Annotated in this window: 21 protein-coding genes; 2 read left to right on the top strand and 19 right to left on the bottom strand. The window is 39.7% G+C overall.

Annotated elements, in window-relative coordinates; genetic code table 11:
- Positions 1-109: 109 nt before the first annotated feature.
- Genes LQE94_RS01775 through LQE94_RS01760 form a run of 4 tightly spaced genes read right to left on the bottom strand, consistent with a single transcriptional unit; the run spans position 110 to position 2,859 of the window.
- Positions 110-1,264, bottom strand: a complete 1,155-nt coding sequence (locus LQE94_RS01775; RefSeq protein WP_009247525.1) for an AAA family ATPase — start codon at positions 1,262-1,264, stop codon at positions 110-112.
- Positions 1,254-1,589, bottom strand: coding sequence for a plasmid mobilization protein (locus LQE94_RS01770; RefSeq protein WP_009247526.1), 336 nt, complete (start codon positions 1,587-1,589; stop codon positions 1,254-1,256). Before LQE94_RS01770 ends, LQE94_RS01775 begins: the two co-directional genes overlap by 11 nt.
- Positions 1,579-2,670, bottom strand: a complete 1,092-nt coding sequence (locus tag LQE94_RS01765; protein WP_009247527.1) for a site-specific integrase — start codon at positions 2,668-2,670, stop codon at positions 1,579-1,581. Before LQE94_RS01765 ends, LQE94_RS01770 begins: the two co-directional genes overlap by 11 nt.
- The gene (locus LQE94_RS01760; RefSeq protein ID WP_009247528.1) at positions 2,671-2,859 is read right to left on the bottom strand and encodes a transcriptional regulator; all 189 of its coding nucleotides are present in this window, start codon (positions 2,857-2,859) and stop codon (positions 2,671-2,673) included.
- A gap of 448 nt (positions 2,860-3,307) precedes the next feature.
- On the opposite strand from LQE94_RS01760, the gene LQE94_RS01755 reads away from it, so the two are divergent.
- Positions 3,308-3,838 (top strand): helix-turn-helix domain-containing protein, encoded by a 531-nt coding sequence (locus tag LQE94_RS01755; RefSeq protein ID WP_009247529.1) that lies wholly within the window; start codon positions 3,308-3,310, stop codon positions 3,836-3,838.
- Between the two features lie 477 nt (positions 3,839-4,315).
- On the opposite strand, the gene LQE94_RS01750 is transcribed toward LQE94_RS01755, so the two are convergent.
- From LQE94_RS01750 to LQE94_RS01710, 9 genes are all read right to left on the bottom strand, one after another.
- Positions 4,316-5,170 (bottom strand): DUF6179 domain-containing protein, encoded by an 855-nt coding sequence (locus LQE94_RS01750; RefSeq protein ID WP_178601647.1) that lies wholly within the window; start codon positions 5,168-5,170, stop codon positions 4,316-4,318.
- 9 nt (positions 5,171-5,179) lie between these two features.
- Entirely contained in the window at positions 5,180-5,689 is a 510-nt protein-coding gene (locus LQE94_RS01745; protein WP_416386906.1) for a DUF6323 family protein, read from the bottom strand.
- A 203-nt stretch (positions 5,690-5,892) separates the two neighbouring features.
- Positions 5,893-7,179, bottom strand: coding sequence for a plasmid recombination protein (locus tag LQE94_RS01740; RefSeq protein ID WP_178601651.1), 1,287 nt, complete (start codon positions 7,177-7,179; stop codon positions 5,893-5,895).
- A gap of 170 nt (positions 7,180-7,349) precedes the next feature.
- Positions 7,350-7,553: a hypothetical protein gene (locus tag LQE94_RS01735; RefSeq protein ID WP_227596735.1), complete on the bottom strand. Its 204-nt coding sequence runs from the start codon at positions 7,551-7,553 to the stop codon at positions 7,350-7,352.
- Between the two features lie 105 nt (positions 7,554-7,658).
- Complete coding sequence (locus LQE94_RS01730; protein WP_117509448.1) at positions 7,659-7,892, bottom strand: complexin-2; 234 nt, start codon at positions 7,890-7,892, stop codon at positions 7,659-7,661.
- Positions 7,893-7,992: 100 nt separating this feature from the next.
- Positions 7,993-9,123 (bottom strand): AAA family ATPase, encoded by a 1,131-nt coding sequence (locus LQE94_RS01725; RefSeq protein ID WP_178601649.1) that lies wholly within the window; start codon positions 9,121-9,123, stop codon positions 7,993-7,995.
- Complete coding sequence (locus LQE94_RS01720) at positions 9,120-9,443, bottom strand: plasmid mobilization protein (RefSeq protein ID WP_117509450.1); 324 nt, start codon at positions 9,441-9,443, stop codon at positions 9,120-9,122. Before LQE94_RS01720 ends, LQE94_RS01725 begins: the two co-directional genes overlap by 4 nt.
- Positions 9,427-10,527, bottom strand: a complete 1,101-nt coding sequence (locus LQE94_RS01715; RefSeq protein WP_178601650.1) for a site-specific integrase — start codon at positions 10,525-10,527, stop codon at positions 9,427-9,429. The genes LQE94_RS01720 and LQE94_RS01715 overlap by 17 nt, the downstream gene beginning before the upstream one ends.
- Before the next feature lie 20 nt (positions 10,528-10,547).
- Positions 10,548-10,727: a DNA-binding protein gene (locus tag LQE94_RS01710; protein WP_117509452.1), complete on the bottom strand. Its 180-nt coding sequence runs from the start codon at positions 10,725-10,727 to the stop codon at positions 10,548-10,550.
- A gap of 323 nt (positions 10,728-11,050) precedes the next feature.
- Between LQE94_RS01710 and LQE94_RS01705 the strand changes: the two genes are divergently transcribed.
- Positions 11,051-11,578, top strand: a complete 528-nt coding sequence (locus LQE94_RS01705) for a helix-turn-helix domain-containing protein (RefSeq protein WP_117578167.1) — start codon at positions 11,051-11,053, stop codon at positions 11,576-11,578.
- 190 nt (positions 11,579-11,768) lie between these two features.
- Here the strand turns inward: LQE94_RS01705 and guaA are convergent, their stop codons facing one another.
- The 6 genes from guaA to spoIIID form a co-directional block, all read right to left on the bottom strand.
- A complete protein-coding gene (gene guaA / locus LQE94_RS01700; protein WP_022075511.1) occupies positions 11,769-13,316 on the bottom strand; it encodes a glutamine-hydrolyzing GMP synthase in 1,548 nt (515 codons plus the stop codon).
- 221 nt (positions 13,317-13,537) lie between these two features.
- Entirely contained in the window at positions 13,538-13,768 is a 231-nt protein-coding gene (locus LQE94_RS01695; protein ID WP_022075512.1) for an HPr family phosphocarrier protein, read from the bottom strand.
- 188 nt (positions 13,769-13,956) lie between these two features.
- On the bottom strand, positions 13,957-15,498 hold the full coding sequence (locus tag LQE94_RS01690; protein WP_240576858.1) for a response regulator transcription factor: 1,542 nt from the start codon (positions 15,496-15,498) through the stop codon (positions 13,957-13,959).
- A 33-nt stretch (positions 15,499-15,531) separates the two neighbouring features.
- The gene (locus tag LQE94_RS01685) at positions 15,532-17,235 is read right to left on the bottom strand and encodes a sensor histidine kinase (RefSeq protein WP_240576857.1); all 1,704 of its coding nucleotides are present in this window, start codon (positions 17,233-17,235) and stop codon (positions 15,532-15,534) included.
- Positions 17,235-18,479, bottom strand: coding sequence for an ABC transporter substrate-binding protein (locus LQE94_RS01680; protein WP_240576856.1), 1,245 nt, complete (start codon positions 18,477-18,479; stop codon positions 17,235-17,237). Before LQE94_RS01680 ends, LQE94_RS01685 begins: the two co-directional genes overlap by 1 nt.
- 79 nt (positions 18,480-18,558) lie before the next feature.
- Positions 18,559-18,813 (bottom strand): sporulation transcriptional regulator SpoIIID, encoded by a 255-nt coding sequence (spoIIID, locus tag LQE94_RS01675; protein ID WP_022075516.1) that lies wholly within the window; start codon positions 18,811-18,813, stop codon positions 18,559-18,561.
- Positions 18,814-18,868: the final 55 nt, after the last annotated feature.

Genomic DNA, 18,868 nt, shown 5'->3' with positions numbered 1-18,868 from the left:
CTCTCTGCACACTCCCCTAAACTTTATCCGGTGTCAAAGTGTGACGATGGTGACAATGTTTTTCACAGCGTGCTGCTCTCAAAAACATTGACACCTTTGACACCGTTTGTCACGCCGTCTGCTCGGTTTCTTTCCAAAGTGAAACCTTTCTTCCGTCGTGTGTGCGGCTGTTCTGATAACGGATACCGTAATCACGAAACAGCCTGCTTGCGTTGATACTGAGCCTTAAAGAAAGTACATTCGGCTTTATATCCACCGCAAGCCTTTCGCAAAGTTCCGAAGCAGTTCCTTCCCATCTGTCACTTTCCGAAAAGAGCGTATCCGCTATCTTCTCAAGCAGAGGTTCGGGCGGTTCTTTCCACATCTCCGTTTCCGATTTTGCAAAGTTCCACACCAATCGCTCGCTGTCCCTTACAAGATGGATTTTCATATCCTGCTGGTCTCTGCCAGCAACATCAAGTGTGGCATTGTTGGAAGTACGCTTGTCCTTACTGAGAACAAATGCACCGTCTGCCGCACCCATCAGACCATTCGTGCCTGAAATCATATCGAATATATCTTCCGATTTTTGTTTGCGTGTATGATGAACAATAAGCATTGAAACCTTGTAACTGTCTGCCAACGCTTTCAGCCTTGCCACAACATCATAATCACTTGCGTAGCTGTAATCTGCTCCGCCTGCTTCACGCACACGCTTTAAGGTGTCTATGATAATCAAGCCTGTGTCTGGGTGTTCCCTCATAAACCCTCTTATCTGTTCTTCCAGTCCGCCATTGACCGTTTTACATTCCGTTGCGAAATACAGATTGCCTGTCTCCTTTGCACCGAACATCTGAAACAATCGCTTCTGCAAACGTGGGTAATCATCTTCAAGGGCAAAATAAAGCACCGTTGCCTTACGCACCTTATACTCCCAAAGCGGTGTGCCTGTGCTGATATGATAGGCAAGCTGTGCCATCATAAAGCTCTTTCCCACTTTCGGGGAACCTACGAAAAGGTAAGTTCCCCTTTGGAGCAGACCGTCGATAAGTGGTGTCTGAACCTCAAACACCGTATCATACAGCGTTGTCATTGATACTGTTTTCAGATAGGAAGGGTCTAACTGTCTGAGTATTTCCCTTTGCATTTCTTCAAAAGATTGCTCGTACCCCTTGAAATCCGTATCCTGATTGACTATACTATTGTCAGTACATTTGGAAAGTGACTGTTCCGCATCTGTTGCCGCAGATACATTTGGAATAGTCATTTCTTTTTTATTCTCCATTCGCATCCTCTCCTTTCAAACCGCCGAGAATAATGGAAATCAGTTCTATTACACTCAGCAGTTCATCATCCACACCTTTTCCTGCTTCAATCCTTTTCAGTTCCGCAAGGACTGTGGCAAATTCCGTTTTCAACGCCTTATACACTCTCGGATTGCCCTGTACCACCACATCCTGATTTAAGCAACGGCGGTAACAATACTCCTGTTTTGGCAATCCTGATAGAGCTACAGCTCTGTTAATGAGTTCGTTTTCTTCGGGCGATACTCGAAACCCTACTGTGATATTCCTCCAACGATTTTTGTTATCTCTGTTCTTAGCTGACATTTTCAAAATCTCCTTTCCCTAAATCATCTAATTTTTCTGCCATCTCAATCTGCTTTGACGGAAAGAGGTGTGCGTACTGATAAGTAATATCAATACTTTCGTGACCAACTCGGTCAGCAATCGCCACCGCAGAAAAGCCCATATCAATCAAGAGTGAAATGTGGCTGTGACGGAGATCGTGAATGCGGATACGCTTCACGCCTGCCGCCTTTGCCCCTCTGTCCATCTCGTGATGAAGATAGCTTTTCGTCACCGTAAAGATACGGTCTTTCTTCTTCAATCCGTAAAGCATACCGAGATATTCTTTCATTTCCTCACACAGAAACTTCGGCATTTTAATCGTGCGGTTGCTCTTTTTCGTTTTCGGAGAAGTAATCACATCCTGCCCTTTCAAACGCTGATAGGATTTATTGATTGTGACTGTTTCCTTATCAAAGTTGAAATCTGCCGGAGTCAAAGCTAACAGCTCGCCCTCTCGGATACCGCACCAGTAAAGCATTTCAAACGCATAAAAGGAAACAGGCTTGTCCATCATCTCAAAAGAGAATTTCTTGTATTCTTCCTTTGTCCAGAACAGCATTTCCTTGTGTTCCTCACGTCCCATATTTCCCACCTTTGCCGCAGGATTGGAACGCAGTTCATAGTAGCGGACAGCGTGATTGAAAATGGCGGACAACTGATTGTGCAGCGTTTTCAGATACGTCTGTGAATAAGGCTTTTTCTTCTCATCACGATAGGCAAGCATTTCATTCTGCCAAGTAATAATCTCCTTTGTGGAAATCTCGCTGATTTTCAGTTTCCCGAAATACGGAAGTATCTTTGTGCGTATGATATGCTCTTTGGTAAGCCACGTGTTTTCCTTCAAACGGTTCTTCACATCATTGATATAAAGCTCCGTAAAGGCTTCAAAACTCATATCAAGGTCTGAAGAAGTCTGCAATTTGAACATTCTTTCCCATTCCTGTGCTTCTCGTTTGGTAGCAAAGCCACGCTTGCATTTCTGCTTGCGTTCCCCTTTCCAGTTCACATACCTTGCCATCACATACCAAGTACCGTTATCTTCATTCTTAAATACCGGCATTTACATTTCCCCCTTTCCTGCTCCGTAGAGCCTTTCGTAAAAATACTGGCGATTTACACGCCCTGCAATCGTAATAAAGCCCTTTGCTTTCAATTCCTCATTTAATTGTCTGATGAGTTTATATGCATAAGGTTTTGATACGTTTAGTTCCTGAGCCACATCTTCGGCTCGGATAAATCTGTTTTCCATATCCTTTTTCTTCCTTTCTTAAAATAATTTTTTGCTTGCCGCTTTCTCCGTGTTAAAGTTCCAACAGGCACTCCTGCTTGTCGGCAGGCGCTGTGCTGTCCCAATGCACCGCAGTACATCAGGCGCTCGCTCGTATAGGGGTTCCCGAAAAGTCGGAGACTTTTGGGGAAGAGGAGGAGCAGTGCAGCGAATGAGCTTTTGTGCTTGCACACAAGCGAACGATACGGAACTTGCTCCGACGAGGTCTTGGCGGTTTGGCTTTTCGGACGGTCATTCAGTTGTCGCATTAAGCATATTTGTTTAATTCGTAATTTATTTTACTAAACATATTTGCTATTGTCAAGTGGTTGCAAAGAAAATATTAAACATTTTTGTTTCGGTTTTTCTTGACTTCCACTAAACATTTCTGCTATACTTATTTCACTAAATATAAAAGGAGCGTATCATTATGGCTATCAGCGAAAGAATACATTTTTTCAGACTAATGCGTGGTATGACACAAAAGTATCTCGGTACAGCAATCGGTTTTCCAGAAAAGAGTGCTGATGTGCGTTTGGCACAGTACGAAACTGGTACACGCAAACCGAAAGCAGACCTTACAAATGCATTGGCACAGGTGCTTGATGTTTCTCCACAGGCTCTTGATGTTCCTGACATAGACAGCTATATCGGTCTTATGCACACTCTGTTTACCCTTGAAGATATTTACGGTCTTACTGTCAGTGAAGCAGACGGAGAGGTATGCTTAAAGGTCAACAAGGACAAAGGCAGAGAAGCATATGAACTCCTCAAAATGCTGTATGCTTGGAAAGAACAGGCAGACAAGCTATCTTCCGAAGAAATCAACAGAGAAGAATACGATAACTGGCGTTACCATTATCCAGAGTTCGACACCACACAGCGTTGGGCAAAAGTTCCATCACAGGAATTAAGTGACGCTCTCGTGGAAGCATTCAAAGACCACTTGAAAGATAAATAAGCACCTACAGGACCTGCCACTGGCAGCTCCCTACAGATGCTTTGGCAACGACAAAAAAGCCCTTAACTATGGTTATTAACCACAGCTAAGGGCTTAGTTTATAATATGGAATTTGTTCAGAGCCAAGCTCCGAACTTTAGTCTGCAAGCCACCTGTTAATTGTTCCGTTACCCATAAACCACTGGATAACAAGAATAATGGCACTTGCTATGACTGTTATCAATTTGTTATCAAAAGACTAATCGAAATCGCTGAAACCCGCATAAACACTGGCTTTTTTAAGCAACTCGATTTATTCAAACTCGGCGTGTCCTTCGTTGCACTTAACTATATTAATTTAAGTCTTATGCAAATACACACCGTTTTCTACTTCAATTACATCATTTATTCTGGCTTACTGGTTTTCTGTTGCCAAAATGTTGCCACATTTTTATTATACCAAAGTTTTCAGAATTAACAATGCTCTTTTTGAACATTTTACCAGAGTGTGCAGTCTATTTTTAAATAGCCTATAAGCGTTTCGTTTTGAACAGCATTCTTTGTCCTAACTGCCATATCTCTCAAACCAATACACAAATAATCTTGCAGCTTCTCATCGCCACCATAATAATTCTCTACCAGTTTCTGTACTATTTTTTGAAATTGTTTTTCTATCTCATCTTCTCTCATGCCTTTGAACAATTCCTGCAGCCTAATACAATCCTCTTTTGTGAACTCAGAATCTAAAGGATATTTTCCCAAGAAAATATTCATCATTATAGTGCGTAGAATAATCTCGCACAAATTCTCTGCTTCCCCTTCATTTGCAATATCGTACTTTATCAAAACACGATATATCTCTTGTTTCGGGAAAGCCTGTAAAAACTTTTGTTCCAACAAAACAGATTGCAAAAAGTTCCAGATTTTATCAATCCCCTTATCACTGGAAACATCGTTCCATGTTGAATAATTTATAATAATCATTGTATCTTGAGGAGCGAACTGATAATTATAATGTTCAAAAAAATACGGTAAATCTTTTAAAAAAATATTTTGCAAACAGAAATTACCGTAATCACAAAACTCCGCAGAAATGTGATTGTATAACTCCAGACTTTTTTTAACTTTTTCCTCTACAAGATGTTTTCCAAGTAAATATATTCTTTCAACATCCAATTTTTCTCCTTGAACAGCGAATTCCGTATTTTCCTTTTCTGTCTCACAAATACAGTATAAAACTGCCTCCATTAACTGTTCTGCCTTCTCGTAGCTTATTGAAGTATGCTCATGTCCTGTATATTTTTCCGCCAGCTTTCCCACAATCGGTACTAATTCACTCATCCCGTAATCCATAGTCAACCTTTACTCCCAACACAAATTTTTCAGAGTTTCAAGATACAACTCGTAATCCCAACGCTGCACCTCATCAAATTGCTCATACTCTTGTCGTCCCTCTGTTTTTTGAAATCCTCTATAACCAGCTCGAATTGCCTGTGCAAATATGGAAAGACATGTTCCTTCCAAATATTCCAAATCACCAAAGCACACATTATCAAATTGCTCTTTCATAAAATGCAATAGCTCATCATCAGTAATTTCATCATTCATTTCATTTTTATAAAGATAAAAAATTTCTTGAAGGCGGATAATCGTATTGACATAGTTGTTTTGATCAATGTAGTCTGAATCACAGAACTCATAAATAATTTTTTGAACAATTCCCTCTCCGAATTCAATTCTTTTCTGTTCTTGCAGAGCATTCTTTCTCTCCTGCAAAATCATTTCCGCATCTTGTTCGCTTATAGAAAGTCCGAATTTTTCTGTTTTCTGATTAGTTTTCAACAAGTTCCCTAATTGATTCTGCTGCACCATAAGAATCCACTCTTTTTCCAATGTTAATCCCCCCTATCGCTTTATTAGTGATAGCAGTATAGCACCAGCTAAATGGCATTTCCAGTCTTTAAAATTCTTGATTTTTATGGTATAATATAAGTAAAGAGAGGACAATATCCTCTCTCTGCTTATACAAAATCTTTTCTTAATTATAAACACATTCTACGATTCCGTAAAGGCTTTTATCTTTCCCATTGAGTTCTTCTTTGTGCCTGCCTTTTCATCTTATCTATTGTTTCCGCTTCTTTCCCTTGCTGAATAATTTTATTTACCTTTTCTTTTCCCATAACTCGATATAAATATTGAACATCCTTTAGTTTTTCTTTCATTTCAATATTTTCGTCCCTAAGTTTTTCTACATATTGAGAAAGCGCATTAACCTTGTTCCATGCTCGTTCACATGACCTTTGCAAATCATTATAATTTCTGGAAATATCCAAGTACGCCCGATACACAGACCGCAGAACCGTTATGATTTTTTCAATCAGTGGCTTTGCCTTTTTCTCTCTATAAGTCTTTCCGCTTTCCAATGTTCCGGCTTCTGGCAGCACTTCCTCTGGATCATACGAATACTTAACTGCAAATCGCTCCATATCCTTTACCATAGGAGCAATCTCCACCAGTTTTTTCTCATATCTTGCCGCTTCTTTCTTAGCCACTTCTGCTTTTTTATCTGCTTCCTCACGAATTTTCTGTGCGGAGTGAATCTCCTGTTCAAGATTTTCCAATTCTCCCAACCACTTTTCACTGGTTTCCAGTATGGCAACATTATGTTCTTCCAGACTTTCTTTTTTCGCTTCCAACTCCGCAACTTCCTTTGCCCGTTCCTTTTTCTTAAAGTCCAAAACTGATAAATGCTTTTCATGTGTGCCTTTCTGTTCCCATTCAATCCCACGTTCCAACATAATCTCCGCAAGCTGTTTTTTCTCATGCTGTACCCATTGATTTAATTCTGTTTCGCTTCTGGTGCCTCCTTTAAACCCAAGAGCCGATAATGCCTGTTTCAAAGAAACTCTTGTATCGAGTCCTCTTTTGCTTCCTGTCGTATATGGTACAAAATCAATATGTAGATGCGGTGTCGCTTCATCCATGTGCAAGTACGCAGAAAATACCCGTAGCGTAGGATTCCGTCTTTGAAAATCACGCATATATTCATCAAGCACCTTTGCAGCAAGCTGTCCGTTTTCTGTTGTCGCTCCCATATTGTCTTTATCTCCGATTTGCAGAATGATTTCATGGAACGGTTTCTCCTGTTTGCCGAAACAAATTTTATCATAATAATCATCAATCTTACGGTCACTTCTGGTCTGCTTCTCGTTGTATCGAACAAGAGCTTCATCAAACAATTCGTGATACACGTCTTTGACATCTTCGTTACAGTATTCTACATTCAGATAACTTCTTTCCGAATCTATATTTTTTGCATGGAATTTTCTGCTGTTATGATTAACAGAACCTTTTCCTGTCATAAAACTAATTGTTCGCTTCAATCTTTATCCCTTCTCCCTGTTTAGGGGTAATCAGTGCCGGATACGGCACATAGCTTTGTTACTTTCGTCGAAAGTAACGCAAAAGCACTTTTGACAGCCGTTCCGTCCATCAAAAGCTGCCATTGCGCCCTGCCGGGAGCTTTTCTGTCCTACGGACGGGCGGCTTTCAGCCGCTTTGCTTCTGCCACCATAGCTTTTCGGATAGCTGAAAGCATATTTTCTATCGTATATTCATCCCATCCGGCAAGCCATATCAGTATCCGCTGTTCATCATCTGTCAGCTCTACCTCTCCGAAAATTTCATTGAGGTCAGCAATCCTCCTGGCTTCACTTTCGTAAAAATACTTATTCACGTTCCGAGTTCCCCATTCCGGCTGAATTATCATCCAATCACACCTTTCTCTTTGTCTGCTATCACAGGGGTGTGACACGCCCCTGTCTATTCTCATCAAGAAACACTACCAGCGGAAACTGTCCAGCACTCCACGTCTATCCAGATATTCCTGTCTGGCTTTTTCCCGTTCCTCCTGTGTTGGAGCAGTCTTAAATTTCCCATATAGTTCATGCTGCACCAAAGAATCCAGTTTCTTCTCTAATCCCTGCCGGATTTCATCCAAACAAGTATCATCCTCCACCAGATAGTGACGGATCAGCAACATAAACAATTCATAAGGAATCTGTACATTCTTCATCTTCTCTCCCTTTCTGCGTCGGTTTGCGTCGATAGCGTCGATATTTTCCACACCAGCCTGCTATCAAAAATACCGTCGCAACCGACGCATATCGTCGCTTTTATTCTTTTACTTCAAGGCGTTTCAGAATGATTTTTCTTTCATGCCCCCGCTTATTATCATAGAAAATCCCATAGTCATTGAGCAGCTGGCTATTGACAGTATTCAGCCTTCTGGAAAGCACATTCGCCTGTATCTGTATATCCGGCAGTTGCTTTACAAGTTCTGTCGCTGTTCCCTCCCACGCCTGTCTGTCCTCTGTCAGAAACACATTGATTGCTTCTAAAAGAGGGTTCGGTGGCTGTTTCCACAACTCTGTTTCTGCTTTCTTGAATTTCCATACACAACGCTCCCTGTCAAATTCTATAGTCAGTTCCTGATCCGGCTGGTCACGCCCCACAATGTCCATCACTGCTTCATTGTCTGTCCGTTTCTTTTTGTGCATGATAAACGCCCCATCTGCCGCACCCAACAGTCCGTTTGTGCCGGAAATCATATCGAAGCTGTCCTCCGATTCCAGCTTGCGTGTATGATGAACCACCAGCAGGCAGATACCATATTTATCGCTGAATGATTTCAGCTTTGTCACAATCTCATAATCACTAGAATAGCTGTATCTGTCCCCGCCAACTTCACGCACTTTCTGGAGCGTATCAATAATAATCAGCCTTGCGTCCTTACGCTCTTTCAAAAATCCTTCTAATTGCCTGTCTAATCCCTCATTCAAGGTCTTTGCCTGTGTTGCAAAATACAGATTATCTGCACACTCTATACCAAACATACCAGACAGTCGGCGTTGAAGTCTTGCATAATCATCTTCCAATGCCAGATACAGCACCGTTCCTTTCCGCACCGGATAATCCCACAACGGAATCCCCATTGCCACATGATAGGCAAGTTGTGCCATGAAGAATGATTTTCCTACCTTTGGCGCACCTACAAAGAGATATGTGCCGCCATAGAGAAAACCGTCTACAATCGGTACTCTCGGCACAAAAACAGTGTCATACAATTCTGGCATGGACATGGTATGCAGTCCGTCATTCCCGGATTTCTCTGGGTTTTTGGTGGCTTGCTGATTGATTTGTTCCTGTGAATTTGCTATAATTTCATTGTGTTTTTTTACATTCGGCTGCCCCCCATCTACGCCAACAGATGATACGGGAGCAGTCGTTTTCATTTTTTCCATCATTCATCTTCTCCTTTCAATCCCTCTAACGTAATTGCAATTACCTGCAACGTATAGAGCAGTTCATCATTATCCGGGCTTACTGTTTCCAGCCGCTTTAATTCCTCATGAATAGCTGCCATCTGATTTTTTAATGCCTTATAAACTCTCGGATTTCCCTGTACAACCACGTCCCTGCACGTCAGTCGTCTTATGATATATTCCTGCTTTGTCAAACCAGACAATGCTACCAAATCATTAAGCAGCTTCGCTTCTTCATCCGATACCCGAAATGCTACGGTATGATTTCTCCAACGCCCTTTATAATCAAGACTTCTTTCCATTGCTGTTCTCCTTTTCCATTCGCTCCATTTCCAGCTTTTCTGCCATTTCTGTCTGAACAGTTGGAAATAAATGTGCATACCTGTAAGTGATTTTTTCTGCTTCGTGTCCTACCCGTTCACCAATCGCCAGCACTGAAAATCCCATATTTATCAGCAGCGATACATGGCTATGCCGAATATCATGCACCCGAATCTTTTTCACTCCCGCCTGTTTTGCACCTCGCTCCATCTCATGGTTGAGATAAGATTTTGTAACCGTAAACAGCCGTTCATCTGGCTTGATGTCATAGAACATTTTGATATACTCCTGCATTTCTTCGCAGAGAAACGGGGGCATTTTTACGGTACGGTTGCTTTTCGCTGTTTTAGGGCTTGTAATAATATCACGCCCTTTGGAACGGTGGTACGTCTTGCTGATCGTGACCGTCTGCTTCTGGAAATCAAAATCAGCAGCAGTAAGAGCCAACAGCTCACCGGAACGGATACCGCACCAGTAAAGCATTTCAAAAGCATAAAAGGAACGTGGCTTATCCATCATGGCTTCTGAAAATTTCAGATATTCCTCTTTTGTCCAGAAGTCCATCTCCTTTGGAATTTCATTTCCCATTGTGCCAGCCCGTCTTGCCGGATTGTAAGGCAGATTATAAAAGTTTACAGCATGGTTAAAAATTGCTGTAAGCTGTGCGTGTATTGTCTTCAGATAATCTGCTGAATAGGGCTTACCTTTCTCATCCTGATACGCCATGAGTTCATTCTGCCATGCAATAATGTCTTTTGCTTCAATCTCTGCAATCTTCCGGTTTCCAAAATAAGGTAAAATCTTTGTGCGTATTACATGGCTTTTAGATTCCCATGTACTTTCCTTGACACGCTGCTTTTTATCTGCTTCATAAAGTTCAAAAAAGCTGGCAAATGTCATATCCAGTTTGGAGTTCTGTTTCAGCATAACCTCATGTTCCCAGGCTTGTGCTTCTCTTTTTGTTGCAAACCCACGTTTCTGTGTCTGTTTCCGTTCCCCTTTCCAATTCGTGAAACGATAAATTACCCTCCACGTTCCCGTAGCATTGTCTTTATATACAGCCATTTCCATCATCTCCTTCCAACTTAATCACTGTAACAGACCTTCTTATGAAAGAAAGTAGTATTTACACGCCCCGCTACTGTCATATACCCTTGTTTCTGCAATTCTGTGTTCAATTCCCTTACAACCTGATAGGCTTTGGACTTTGATACCCTTAATTCTGTTGCCACTTCTTCCACCGTCATAAATGATTTTTCTGCCATCTATATCCTCTCCTTTCCCTAAAATTCCTGCCGTTCTCTCCTTCCCGTTCTGACAGGCAACCCTTTTCGGCGCTGTGCCAGTCCCTCTACATAAGGGACGCTCGCTTCTTTTTTAAAGGTCATGGCGTTTGTTCGGTTTGGACGGTCATTCAATTTTTAACTCTTTTTGTTTAAGTTATGTTTTCATGATACTAAATAAATTCCGTTAAGTCAAGTGGTTTGCAGAAAAATCTTAACTTTTTTTATTTAAGTTCCGCTTGCTATTCCTATTTCATCATGTTATACTAACTTCAACAGAAATGTTTAGTATCGGAGGTTTTATTATGGCAATCGGCAAAAGAATCCGCTTTTTCCGCAACCGGAAAGGCATGACACAGAAACAGTTAGGCGAACTCCTCGGTTTTCTAGGAAAGACCTCTGATGTCCGTATGGCACAATACGAATCAGAATCCAGAACACCGAAACAAGACCTTGTAAAAGAAATGGCACATCTCCTCGATGTAAGTCCTCGTGCAATCACTGTGCCGGAAATAGACAGTTATATCGGACTTATGCACACGCTTTTTGCGTTGGAAGATATGTATGGCTTAAAAATCGGAGAGATTGACGGAGAAGTGTGTCTGCGGTTAGATAAATCTGCCGGAACAACCTACACCACTATGTTTGATATGTTCCATGCATGGCAGGAACAGGCTGCCCGTCTGGAACAAGGCGAGATAACCGAAGAAGAATACGACCAGTGGCGGTACAAATATCCCGAATTAGACACCTCAAAACAATGGAGAAAGGTCATTCCCTCACAAGAACTCAGCGACCTTATCTTACAGGACTTGAAACCCGAATCCGACTAATTTTCAACCTCGAAACGCACAAAAACCTTACCGACTTTCAGCTTTATTTCTGAAAATCAGTAAGGTTTTCTGTTATTGAAGTACTCTATTATTCAGTGAGTGATACTCTAAATGTTGCCAAATCGTTGCCAACACTTAAACAATTTTGCTTGCAACCCTCATAAATAAAGGTTTTTCCAAGTCCATTTCATCACTCAAACTCAATTGTTCCAGGTGGCTTACTCGTCAGATCATAAAATACTCTATTAACCCCACGAACCTCATTTATAATTCTGCTCATCACTTTATTCAAAACTTCATATGGAATCTCCGCTGCCTCAGCAGTCATAAAATCCACTGTATTAACCGCTCTAAGCGCAACAGCATAATCATAAGTTCTCTCATCACCCATAACTCCAACACTTCGCATGTTTGTCAACGCTGCGAAATACTGTCCGATACTGCGATCCAATCCGGCATTTGCAATTTCTTCTCGATAAATCGCATCTGCATCCTGAACAATTCGTACTTTATCTGCTGTCACTTCTCCGATGATACGGATTCCAAGTCCCGGTCCTGGGAACGGCTGACGGAATACCAGTTTTTCCGGAATTCCAAGCTCTAATCCAGCTTTTCGAACTTCATCCTTGAACAGATCACGCAATGGTTCAATGATTTCTTTAAAATCAACATAATCAGGAAGCCCTCCAACATTATGGTGAGATTTAATCACTGCTGATTCTCCGCCAAGACCACTTTCTACCACATCTGGGTAAATAGTTCCCTGAGCAAGGAAATCAACTGCTCCGATTTTCTTTGCTTCTTCTTCAAAGATTCGGATAAATTCCTCTCCGATAATCTTACGTTTTTCTTCCGGTTCTGTAACTCCGGCAAGTTTATTATAATATCTCTCCTGTGCATTCACACGGATAAAGTTCAGATCAAACTGGCCATTTGGTCCAAACACACCTTCCACTTCGTCTCCTTCATCTTTACGGAGCAGACCATGATCTACGAATACACATGTCAGCTGTTTTCCGATAGCTCTTGACAAAAGTCCTGCTGCCACAGAAGAATCAACTCCTCCCGACAAGGCAAGTAATACTTTTCCGCCGCCAACTTTCTCTCTGATTGATTGGATTGTTTCTTCTACAAATGCATCCATCTTCCAATCACCTGCACACTCACATACATTTTTCACAAAGTTGTTGATCATCTTTGTGCCTTCTTCTGTATGAAGCACTTCTGGATGGAACTGAATCGCATATAATTTTTTCTCTGCATTCTCAGCTGCTGCAACCGGGCAGTCTGCTGTGTGAGCACTAATCTCAAATCCTGGAGCGACCTGTGCAATATAGTCAAAATGGCTCATCCAACAAATTGTTGGTGTGCTGACTCCTGCAAACACTTTTGACTCAGGCTTATCAATGATAACTTCTGTTTTACCATATTCACGAACATCTGCAAGCTTCACTTCTCCGCCTAATACATGTGACATCAACTGTGCCCCATAACACAGACCAAGAACCGGAATTCCTAATTCAAACAATTCTTTTGTATAAGTTGGTGAATCTGCTTCGTAACAGCTATTTGGACCACCTGTGAGGATGATTCCTTTTGGATTCATCGCTTTGATCTTTTCTATATCTGTTTTATAGGAATAAATTTCACAATATACATTACATTCTCTGACACGTCTGGCTACCAACTGGTTATACTGTCCACCAAAATCGAGAACTATCACTAATTCGTTCTTCAAAATGTTCCTCCTTTCAGATGATATCTCTACCATTCCTTCGAATTAATTCTGCATATTTCAGAATAACTTTAATTATAAAATACTGTAGTTTCATTTACAAGAAAAAATTTGATATTCGTCCCATTTTTTACATTTTAAAAGGACCCCGAAAGAAAATAATTTCGTTTTCTCACAGCGTCCCCTTTATTCCTATACTATCATCTTTTTTACGTGATCTTTTCTTATGCAACTGCGTACTGAGCAATTTCTTTTTTTAATTCTTCGCAATCTTCATCATATATTTTCAGATTAATAATATTGTTCAGTCCAAGGTTCATAATTCCGAGAATGGATTTACCGTCAACTACATAAATCCCTCTGTTCATATCCATTGCACAATCATATTTTTCTACTTTATTTACAAAATCTAAAATCTCTTCTGGTTTTTTAAATGTTATCTTCATTTCGTTCATAATTTTTACCTTCTTTTCTATATATTCTTTACAGTTTTCTTAATTACTGCGTCTTTTTAATCTGTTCTTTACACTAATTATATTAGCACTGTTTTTCGACAAAAAAAGACGAAATATTTTAAAAAGGTAGAATATTTTAAACAACTTTATTATGAAAATGTTGATTTTAGATGATAGCATTCCCGATGCTAATGCAATGATTTTCGATACTCGCTCGGCAGCATTCCTACTTCTTCTTTAAAGACTTTGCTCATATATTTTGAATCGCTGTACCCTGCTAATTCTGCAATTTGATTTAATTTAAATGGAGTTTCCAACAGTAGTTTTTTTACTTTTTCTACACGATATTTTCTTACAGTCTCTGAAAATGTCATCCCTGTTTCTTTCTTAAATTGCGTACTTAAATATTCTTCTGATACAACTAACTTTCCTGCAATTTCTTCCAATGTGATTCCTTGATCATAATATTGCAGGATTAGTTGTTGTGCCTTTTGTACCATGGCACTGGTATGTTCTTCCGGGGATTTCTTTTCCTCTAAGTTCTGGATAATCTGTATTGTCTGCTCCACAATTTTCTGAATTTGAGGCCAGCACACTGCACCTGATATCTGATTCAATTTTTCTTGAATATCCGGCTCTTTTCCATCTATCTCTAATCCTCCCACTTTGGCAAGTGCCCAGAAAAAACGAATTATATCTTTCTTTATCGTCATTGGAGATTGTGGGTTATTTTGATAATATTGCGGCAATTGATGATAACAATATTTTAATTGTTCTTTGTCTTTTATTAACATCGCCTTCTTAGCCAATTCTTCTAACTCCATCGGGTATTTCTCAATTCCGTTCTGAATAGATTCTTGTTTTAATTCGATTTCACTTACTCTGATTAATTTTCCTTCTTCAAATAATAATGCCCATTCCAGCTGTGTGTACATTTCTTTTAAATCTGAAGAAACCGAACATATTTCTTCAGCTTGTTTCCACACACTAACCATTGGTATCTCCATTCGTTTATACACCGCTGGCAGTACATGTTCTGATAGATATGTATACAACGATGTATTTTGTGAATTTTTGTAAAATATAATAACCAGTGACTGCCATATTTCCATTTCCTGCATATACATACTATAGCTTACTCTTTGGCCTATTCCCTGCTCAATCATAAGCTTTAATCTCTCGATTTGCATTTCATATGCCTCTCCAAGCCAGATTAACATTATTTCAGCAGAGTCTCTCACTGTAAATCCATATTTTTCTTGTGTCATTTTATGAAATGCGTCATCGGGCTGAAGATGTCCGTTGATACAACTGTTAAAAATGTATTCCAGTGAGAAAGCCCTGTCTTGATTCTGCGCTTTTACCAACTCAGCCTCTGCCTGTTGTAATGCTTTTTTTAACTCTACTATATTAATTGGTTTAAGCAAATAATTTTCGATACCCAATTCAATCGCCTGTTTTGCATAAGCAAAATCTGAGTATGCCGATAACACAATTACTTTGCACTTATTTTGCTCATGTCGCAATCGCGAAAGCATTTCTAATCCCGTCATATGAGGCATACGGATATCCATAATAACAAGATCCGGCTGTTCCTTCCGTATCAATTCCAACCCTTTTTCTCCGTCTACGGCGGTCCCGACGACCTTATAATCTGTATTTATTTTACTAAGAATCTTCGCCATGCCTTCTCGGATTGGTGCTTCATCTTCAACAACTACAATTCTCATCTTACCACTCCGTTTCTTTTTTTTCTTCCTCTACTATTGCATTTCTTGATGTTCATCTGTCATTGGTATAAACAAATGTACTCTCGTATATAAGTGTTCTTCGCTTTCAAAATATACCATTGCTTCTTCACCATAATATAATTTCAACCGTTTTCTCACATTTGTTATACCCAGATGACCTTTCATATCACTTTGCTCATCATTTATTTTAGCAAGCATGTCTTGTGTTATTCCATTTCCATTATCCTCGATTTGTATATGAATCTGATATTCCATTTGTCTCGCTGATATTTTTAACACACATTCTTCTTCCTTACCATAAAATCCATATTTTACTGAATTTTCCACAAATGGCTGCAATAACAGCTTGTGAATTTGAAATCCGAATAGTTCTTCTGGTATATCTGTCTCAATAACAGGAATTTTTCCCATCCTTGTTCCCTGCAATACCATGTATTGTTTCAACCATCCAAGTTCCTGTGCCAATGTTGATGTTCCACCTGCATTGTCTACTGTATATCGTAAAATATTTGCCAAAGCAACCAACATACTGCTAATATCGTACTGTTCATTTTCAATTGCTTTCCAGTTAATACTGTCCAATGTATTATATAAGAAATGTGGGTCAATCTGGGCTTCCAATGCAGATAATTCTGCATTTTTCTGTTCCAGCACTGCCTGTTTTACTTGATTGATCAGATTATCCAGATTTTCCACCATCTCATTAAATCCGAATTCTATATCTTTTATTTCTTCCGGTGCACGTTTCCAAAATTCCAGACGTGTCTCAAAATTTCCCGTCTCTACTTCATGAAATCCCTGTCCTACACTCTGTATAACATGAATATATGGACGTGTAAAAATATAACTCAAAAAAATCATAACAAGAAACGCAATAAATGCAACGCCTATCAACATCCCAACTTGTTCATTCATCGTTTTTCTATATGTCGATATATCTCTTTCTATACAAATAGTAAACTGACTCTTCTGATTTACTTTAGAAACATATAAATTTTTTTTCGTATTTTTTACAGAATCCAATGTTCGCCCAATTTTAGCAACCGATGGTGCACTTATAACATAATTTCTTTCCAGCAAATAAGTATTCGCATTTGCTCCAACCTGCAAGGTATCTGAAATCAACTGCTCATCTATACTGAATACAACAGTTCCAAGCTTTTCATGAATGTCTCGATAATCGATTAGGTTTCTCGCAATTTGCAGTAAATATGTATGTTTATCATTCACAACTATCGGTTGCATCTGTCCTTGATAAACCTGCTCTTTCTTCACCTCCGGGCAATGTACTTTTCCTGCCCAGTCACTGGATATAGATGACGAATTTTGTTTGTCGTAAAATATGACTTCACCATTTGCAAGAAATATTGTAATACCTTCTATTCCTTGATTTCGATTACAAACATGACTCAGTTCATGACGTAGTTTACTGGTATTTACTTCCATCGCATCATTATTATTATTAATATTTTCAACAGCCTCAACTACTACATCATCCGTACAAAGATCAAACATAATTGCATTATACTTATCTAACTGAATATCAAGGCATCGATCTGCATTCTCAATATTTGCCTGCATCCGTTCCTGTAAATCATTCTTCTGCCAGGCCCGCAGACTTCCCTGCGATATAATCGCAAAAATTAAAATCGGAAACATTGCCACGATCATTATATCCACAAATATTCTGCCTCTGAGGCTTTTGATTTTTTTCATCATTCTGCCTCCCGATTTTCCCGTAATTTTTCTGCTAGATTTGATATAATTACTGATTGTGGTATCTCCCCGACAATCTCATCTTCCATTGCGTCTGTCAAGGCAACAGACACATACGGCCAATCTACTGAAAATTCCCTCAGTTTGGCATATTGTAATATTTCGTATGTATTTTTTAAAGCCTTACTATCTGCAACCTGTTCCGATAAAATATCCTGGCGAGGAGCCAGATATCCTATCTGATCCACTAATTTTTCCATCTGACATTTTTCAGAAACAAATTTAACAAATTCCAATGCTGCAGCCTGTTTTTCTCCTGGCGTTACTACAAGAACTTCTCCGCCAACCGCTGTTACTCTCTCAATGTTTTCATTACCGGCCGGCGGAATGGTCATTGTATATTTCATTTTTGGCTTTTCTTTTTGAATTGTTTGCTGTAAAGCAGATGAGACTAAAACCATAGCCACATTTCCTTCCATAAACTGTCTTCCAATATCGCCGGTTGTCAGGTTGTTTACTTGTGGACTCATTGCACCTGATTCCGACAGTTCCCTTAATTTCAAAAATGCAGCCTGACTTTCCTCCGATTCTATTTCTGCTATTTTTCCTCCATATCCCCACAATAATGGTAAAAATGAGAAAACACTTTCTTCGCTTCGAAGTGCAGGCATAGCAAAACCGTAACGATCTTCTTTTGTTAGTTTCAAAGCTGTTTCTTGTAATTCATCCCATGTTTTTGGAACCTGTACCCCTGCTTCCTCCAACATCTCTGTATTGCAAAATAAAGCAGCACAGTTCATCCCAAGCGGCATCCCTTTCATCTGTCCATCCACCTTACAGGATGCTATTGCCTCCGGTAAATAATCATCCAGATTTTCAATCTGCTCTGTCACATTTACAAACGACTGCATCGCATTGAAATAATTCAAATCAGAAGAATCCACCAGTGCAAGCTCCGGCATATCTCCATCTGCCATACTAAGTGCCAGATGTTTCTTAAAATCTTCATCCGGTACATACTGTATCTCTACCTGAATATTTTCCTGCGAATGATTAAATGTATCTGTAATCTCTAATAATGCCTGCTTACTCGCAGAAGAATCCAAATAATGCCAAAGCGTCAAAGTTTGTACTGGCTTAACCGACGTTTCTTTCTCTTTTTGACATCCGGTCAATAGTCCAACTACAAGACAGATTCCAATTAAAAAAATGTACCATTTTCTCCAAAGATTTCTTTTGTTCATGCTGCTCCCTTCGTGTTCCATCTCTTTCTGTATTGATTATACCTTACTATTAAAGATAGTAGCAATAAAATTAAGTATTCTATACATGTAAATGTAAATATTTTTCTCGGGTAGCAAGTCCACCACGAATGTGGCGCTCTGATTTGTTTGTATCGAGGACTTTACGTGCCTCATGTGCAAGTGATGGGTTGATTTGGAACAGACGCTCGGTAACATCCTTATGTACAGTCGATTTTGACACTCCGAATTTTTTTGCTGTCTGCCGAATTGTTGCCTTCTCTTGTATAATGTAATTTGCAATCTCGATTGCCCGCTCTTCAATATAATCTCTCATAGAAAAGCCCCTGCATAGTTTGTTTTTTACAATCTATGCAAGGGTCTGTTATTGT

The sequence above is a fragment of the Mediterraneibacter sp. NSJ-151 genome, from assembly GCF_022487435.1.
Lineage (GTDB): Bacteria > Bacillota > Clostridia > Lachnospirales > Lachnospiraceae > Schaedlerella > Schaedlerella hominis.
The sequence above is the reverse complement of the archived record's forward strand: the minus strand, read 5'-3'. Positions and strand labels throughout refer to the sequence as shown.